This is a genomic window from Thiolapillus sp., from assembly GCF_048562965.1.
GTDB classification, from domain to species: domain Bacteria; phylum Pseudomonadota; class Gammaproteobacteria; order Chromatiales; family Chromatiaceae; genus Thiolapillus; species Thiolapillus brandeum_A.
Map to the genome: position 1 here is coordinate 1 of NZ_JBHNMF010001616.1, position 530 is coordinate 530.

The 530-nt window shown below is 50.8% G+C and carries 1 protein-coding gene; it reads left to right on the forward strand.

The genetic code is table 11. The annotated features are described in order from the left end of the window. Nucleotides 1–530: IS1595 family transposase (locus ACOCD2_RS25830; protein WP_419626429.1), on the forward strand; the 530-nt coding region annotated here is incomplete at both ends.

Sequence of the window (530 nt, forward strand, 5' to 3'; positions counted from 1 at the left end):
CCGCTAACGAAATGGTTTCTGGCCATCTATTTGCTCACACAGAGAAAAACCAGCGTATCTGCGCTGCAATTGAAGCGGGATATTGGCGTCAGCTATAACACGGCATGGAAAATGAAGCACCAGCTGATGCAAGTGATGCTGGAGCGTGAGAAAGGAAAAAAGCTCAGTGGCCGTATTGAGATAGATGATGCATATATCGGTGGTGAGCGTCCAGGAAAGCCTGGGCGTGGCGCTGCACATAAGGCTCCGTTTATTGCCGTCGTTGAAACGGAAGGGGAAGAACATCGCCCTCAGCGGATGCAATTGCGGACAGTCAGCGGGTTTCGCAGTGCTGAAATCGAACGCTATGCAAAGACCAGTCTGGAGGTTGGAAGCATTGTGGTCAGCGATGGCTTGGCTTGTTTCAAAGCAGTGGGAAAGGCAGGATGCCATCCTATTCCTTTCGTCTCCGAAGGTGGGCGTAAAGGGGTTGAACACCCATCCTTCAAATGGGTGAATACCCTGCTGGGCAACGTAAAAAATGCAATAAC